General features: G+C 37.7%; 6 protein-coding genes. 4 read left to right on the top strand and 2 right to left on the bottom strand.

All coding sequences use genetic code 11. From position 1 onward, the window contains the following. On the bottom strand, positions 1-556 hold a 556-nt coding region (locus ACTTKV_RS08715), incomplete at its 3' end, for a cytochrome-c peroxidase (protein WP_442550181.1). Positions 557-819: 263 nt separating this feature from the next. Between ACTTKV_RS08715 and flhB the strand changes: the two genes are divergently transcribed. Beyond that, entirely contained in the window at positions 820-1,893 is a 1,074-nt protein-coding gene (gene flhB, locus ACTTKV_RS08710; RefSeq protein WP_442550180.1) for a flagellar biosynthesis protein FlhB, read from the top strand. Positions 1,894-1,955: 62 nt separating this feature from the next. Here flhB and ACTTKV_RS08705 read toward each other — a convergent pair whose 3' ends face one another. After that, entirely contained in the window at positions 1,956-3,635 is a 1,680-nt protein-coding gene (locus ACTTKV_RS08705) for an anaerobic C4-dicarboxylate transporter (RefSeq protein ID WP_442550179.1), read from the bottom strand. Between the two features lie 216 nt (positions 3,636-3,851). Between ACTTKV_RS08705 and exbB the strand changes: the two genes are divergently transcribed. From exbB to ACTTKV_RS08690, 3 genes are read left to right on the top strand one after another with little or no spacing between them, the layout of a single operon-like run. After that, entirely contained in the window at positions 3,852-4,280 is a 429-nt protein-coding gene (exbB, locus tag ACTTKV_RS08700) for a TonB-system energizer ExbB (protein WP_442550178.1), read from the top strand. Continuing rightward, positions 4,267-4,650, top strand: coding sequence for a TonB system transport protein ExbD (gene exbD / locus ACTTKV_RS08695; protein WP_442550177.1), 384 nt, complete (start codon positions 4,267-4,269; stop codon positions 4,648-4,650). Before exbB ends, exbD begins: the two co-directional genes overlap by 14 nt. Beyond that, positions 4,625-5,449 (top strand): energy transducer TonB, encoded by an 825-nt coding sequence (locus ACTTKV_RS08690; RefSeq protein WP_442550176.1) that lies wholly within the window; start codon positions 4,625-4,627, stop codon positions 5,447-5,449. Before exbD ends, ACTTKV_RS08690 begins: the two co-directional genes overlap by 26 nt. The last annotated feature ends 221 nt before the right edge of the window (positions 5,450-5,670 follow it).

The raw sequence follows: 5,670 nt of genomic DNA, 5'->3' as shown, positions 1-5,670 counted from the left end.
TCGCAGTCGTTACTAGCTCAAAGCTCACATCGCTATTAAACGCAGCCTTAAACTCGCTCACGTAAGCAGGGATAGATTTTAGCCTCTGCTCAACTAGCTCAGGAGTAGAGGCCATCTCCGGCATCGCTGTCATCGGGCCGGCAGCCTGAGCGGCTAGGTGAGCTGCGCGCCCGTCCCAAAACTGCACCGAGTTAAATACCGAGTTGTAAACAGTCGGAGCATTTACGTGATGAGGGTTTGGAGTCCATTTGTGGCCGGTAGATGCAGGTACGCCGTCTGCTCCGCCTAGGCCTAAGTTGTGACAGGTGTTGCAGCTAATGATGCCAGATTTTGATAATCTTGGATCAAAATAAAGCCTCTTGCCAAGCTCATAAGCAGCCATAGTGGTCGGATATTTCTCAGCATCAGGAGAAGCTTCGTTTATCGCTTTGGTTAGCGCCTTTGGATCGCTAGGGATAGCGACTAGACCCGCATCTAGCGCATCTTGGATCAAATTTTGAGCGTTTAGCGCTGTCGCTAACGCAACCGAACCCAATAAAACTGACTTAATTTTCATTAAATGCTCCTTTAAAAATAGAGTTAGATCACAATTATAATGTTTTATGGTTAAATATAAATAAATTTTATTATTTATTAGAAATTATTTTTAAGTAGTTTTAGTTATTTAAGATAAGATATATCTTATATATTTTTATTGAATAGTATTAATTATTAGTCTACTTTATAAAAAATTTACTATAGCTTGGCTACATAAGAAATACTTCAATTTAACATCGCTTTAGATATAATCGCCAAAATTTAAGCAAACTCAGGATAAAGATGGCAGGCGAAGACCAAGAAAAAACAGAAGAACCCACCCCCAAAAAAATAGAAGATGCACGCAAGGATGGCAATGTACCTAAAAGTCAAGATCTTGCGGGTTTTGTTACTCTTGTTATTGCTATTGGTGTGCTGCTAGCGATGCTAAATTTTATGAAAGAGCAAATCATCTCACTTTATATCTATTATTCTAAATTTATCGGTCAGCCTCTAACCCTATCAACAGTCAAGCTAATCGTTGTAAACACCTTTGCTAGAGCACTTTTGATGATCCTGCCAGTTTGTATATGTGTAGCAGTTGCCGGCATCATCGCAAATGTAATGCAATTTGGATTTATCTTTACGACAAAGCCCATAACGCCAAATTTTGGCAAGATAAATCCTCTAAAAGGCATCAAAAATCTCATCTCTATGAAAAAGGCGATCGATAGCGTTAAAATCGTATTAAAAGTAAGTATTGTCTTTGGTGTTGGATTTTATTTTTTCTTGCAGTTTATCAAGGAGCTTCCACATACGCTATTTTTATCGATGTTTGATCAGCTTAGTTGGCTAAAAGAAAAGCTCATCATCTTAGTTAGTGTCATGCTCTTTATACTTTTTATAATAGGGCTTGCTGATTTACTAATCGTGCGTTTTCAATATTTTAAAGATCTTCGTATGAGCAAACAAGAGATAAAAGACGAGTACAAACAAATGGAGGGTGATCCGCAAGTTAAAGGCAGGATCCGCCAAATGCAAATGCGTGCAGCAAAAAGGCGAATGATGCAAAACATTCCACAAGCTGATGTGGTCATAACAAATCCAACCCACTACGCCGTAGCGATAAGATACGATAAAAGCCGCGACGAAGCACCGATCATACTAGCAAAAGGGGTTGATTTTTTAGCACTTCAGATCAAAAAAATAGCCGTTGAAAACGGAGTGCAAATTTATGAAAACCCGCCGCTTGCAAGAGAGCTTTATAGGATTTGTGATATAGATGATACTATCCCAGCACATCTTTTTAGGGCTGTGGCCGAGGTATTAAGCTTTGTCTATATGAGCAATAAGCAGAAATTTAAAGATAGGCTTTAGTTGAATTTGAGATGGTCAAAAAAGGCAAGCTGTCATAAACAGCCTGCCTTTGGTATAAATTTTTATTTAATAAATCCATAAGCGTTAGCTAGTAACCAGCCAACTGCACAAGAACTAAACACACCTATAAGACCAGGTATGATAAAGCTGTGGTTGATTACATATTTGCCAATATGTGTTGTGCCTGAGCGGTCAAACTGAACAGCTGCAAGGTCGCTTGGATATGTTGGTAGAATAAAGTATCCATAGCAAGCAGTTGCAAACGCGATAATAATTCCTGGATCAACACCTATCTGAACAGCAAGTGGCACGAAAGTCGCAGCAGCAGCAGCTTGAGAGTTTAGGAATTTTGAGATAAGCATACCAACTACGATATACATCCAAGGATATGCCTTCATAACCTCACCAAGTGAGCCTTTTAACATCTCTATATGAGAGTGGAACATCGTATCCGCCATCCAGCTAATACCATAAATAGCTACAAGCGCAACCATACCACTGTGGAAAATTTCATTTTGACCAATTTTAGCCGCTTTGATGCCCGAGTAGATCATCATTATAGATGCCGCTAAAAGCATAAAAATTTGGATCGTATCAACCATGCCAAGTGGTGCAGTCTTTTTCATGGTGTCTTTTACTACAATGTTAGCATTTGCGATAGTTTCACTCTTATCACCAGCAGTGATAACAACGTCAGTGCCATTTAAAACAATACTTTGAGTAACTTGTTTATCTTTATTTAGCACCTCAACGCTTGTAAATTTAGTAGCGTCTTTTACTTTATTATCTTTTACGTTTGAGACAATTTTGCTATCACCAACTACAGAGACAACTTGGCCGTCTTTAATAGTGATATTTTTAACTGTCTTTTGATCGACTACTATTTCGATTGACTTACCAGGAACATTGCTGGTCCAGCTTGGACGAAATTGCTTGTAGTAACCTAGAACCGCAACAACAGCGATTGTAGCAAGGAATATCCACATGATGTTCCATTGTTTTTTAGGTAATTTTATGCCGATTAATGAATGAGACTCGTCAGAGCCGTAGATATATTTTCTTTGCTCAGGATCAGCGATCTTTGCTTGAAATTCTGGGTCTTTATCAAGATCTTTGCCTCTAAATACCGAGTAAGTTCCTATACAAAGCATTCCTAAAAATGTAGATGGAATAGTGACTTTTAGTAGATCAACATAGCTTGAAAATCCATCAATGTGCACTGTGCCAGTACCAAGAAGAACAGCAACCATCGAAACGCCAGCAACTGAAACCGGACTTGCTATGATAGCAAGCTGAGATGAAATCGTAGTAGCTGCCATCGGACGCTCCGGACGGATACCACTTTTCATAGATACGTCATAAATGATAGGTAAAAGAGTATAGACTGTGTGACCTGTACCGCAAAGCACTGTTAATGTCCAACCACAAATAGGCGCAAGATAACAAACTAGTTTCGGATGCTTTCTAAGCGCTTTTTCAGCGATCTGAAGCATAACATCAAGACCACCAGCAGCCTGAAGTGTAGCAGAGGCAACAACAACCGCAAGAATAGTCAAAATAACATCAACGGCGGGTTTTCCTGGCTTTAATCCAAATGCAAATACCAAAATAACAAGACCGATGCCACCAAGGACACCGAGTGCCATACCACCTTTTTTTGCTCCGTAGAACAAACAGCCAAGCACAACAATTAATTGTAAGAAAAATTGTGTACTCTCAGACAAACTTGTAAGAAATTCCATGATTTCCCCTTTCGAAAATTAGGCAAATAGTATATAAACATTAAAATTAAATACTAATTAAAAAAAGTATGTATTTTTTAATATTTTACTCAATAGATATTCTTATTTTGTGTCAACCTTTCAACAATAAAAACTTATTATATTTTTCTAAATATGATTGACATTAACTATCAATATAGTTATAATTACGCTCAAATTTTAATATTAAGAGGCATTATGGAACTTTTAAAACATCATATAGATCACATAATAATCGGTATTTTAGGTATTATGAGCTTTTTTGTACTTTGGTATACTGTTGAGCGTATTATTTTTTATTCACGAGTTGATATAAAAGGCTACAAGAGTATCGAAGCACTCGAAGAGGCACTGACGAAAAATTTAACTACGCTTTATATCATCTACTCAAATGCCCCATACATCGGACTTCTTGGTACAGTTGCTGGCATCATGATCACGTTTTATGATATGGGTATGGCTGGCGGTATCGATACAAAAAGTATCATGGTCGGTCTCTCTCTTGCACTAAAAGCAACCGCATTTGGTCTACTTGTGGCGATCCCAACGCTTATGATCTACAATGGCTTTGTTAGAAAAGTAGATGTTATGTTAAACAGATACAAGGCAAACAATGAAGTTAAATAAAAAAGATGGGCTAAATATCGTCCCTTTTATCGATATTATGCTCGTTTTACTTGCCATCGTACTAAGTATCTCGACTTTCATCGCACAAGGCAAAATAACAGTTGATCTGCCAAGTGCAAGTAGCACAGAACAGATCAAAGAAGATGACAAGAAAGTGAGTGTTGTTATCGATAAAGACAATAAATTTTTCATAGATGATGTAGAAATTTCAGAAGAGATGCTTAAAGATAAGCTAAACGCTGTAGATATAAAGACTTTGATTGAGTTAAAAAGCGACAAAAACTCAAAATTTGAAAGCTTTGTAAAAGTAATAGATGTATTAAAAGAAAAGGGACACGAAAATTTTGCAATCCAAACAGTCTCTGAGTAAAATTTCAAACTATAGTGGTTTAGCTGTCTCGCTCTTAGTGCATGGAGCGGCTCTTTATTGTCTATTATCTCATGATTTTAGCGAGATAAAAATAGGTGAACAAAAGCCCATAAAAATAGCCCTTAATTCATTTAAACCAGTGCCACAAACCACAGCTCCACAAATAGCTGATCAGGTGCTAATCCCAGAGCCAACACCTCCGGCTCCACCACCGCCACCTGAGCCGCCAAAGCCAGAGCCTAAAATAGAGCCAAAACCTGAGCTTAAGCCTAAACCAAAACCTGAGCCCAAAAAGATAGAAAAACCAAAACCTGAACCTAAAAAGATAGAGCCTAAAGTAGAGAAAAAGCCAGAACCAAAACCTGAACCTCACCCTGAGCCAAAGGTAGAGTCAAAAGTAGAGCCAGCCGCTACCACTTCATCAGCTCCGTCTACTATAAATACAAATTTGCCAGCAAACAATAAGTCTATTGCAGCTGCTCCAGCTCAAAAAGTGGCGCGAGAGTTAAATTTATCAAATGCACAAGGCGATGAGGATTTTAGCAAGGTAATAATTGCTGTCAAAAAGCACAAAAACTATCCTAGTAATGCAAGACGCATGAAGCATCAGGGCGTTGTAGAGGTTAGATTTTTACTTAAAACCGATGGCACGATAGATGAGCTTAAAGTAAGTAAAAGTTCAGGCTTTGAGTCGCTTGATAAAGGAGCGATAGAAAATGTCCAAAAAGCAAGCTCCGAGTTTCCAAAACCTAAAGAAGATCGCTATCTTCGCTTTCCTATCTCATACACATTAAAGTAAAATACAAGCTTATTTTGGCTTGTATTTTATAGATTGCACCATAAATTTATAAAAATTTATTTTTGTAAATTTATTTGTAAGTAAAAATCAGTTCATTTTTCCAAAAAGTTTATATTTTAAACTTAGTTTAAATATTAAACATGTATAATCCAATTTTCTTAAATAGGTGGTTGGATAGCTCAGTCGGTAGAGCAGCAGACTGAAAATCTGCGTGTCGGCAG

The organism is Campylobacter sp. (genome assembly GCF_052169515.1).
GTDB lineage: Bacteria > Campylobacterota > Campylobacteria > Campylobacterales > Campylobacteraceae > Campylobacter_A.
This window is presented reverse-complemented; position numbering and strand designations above follow the sequence as displayed.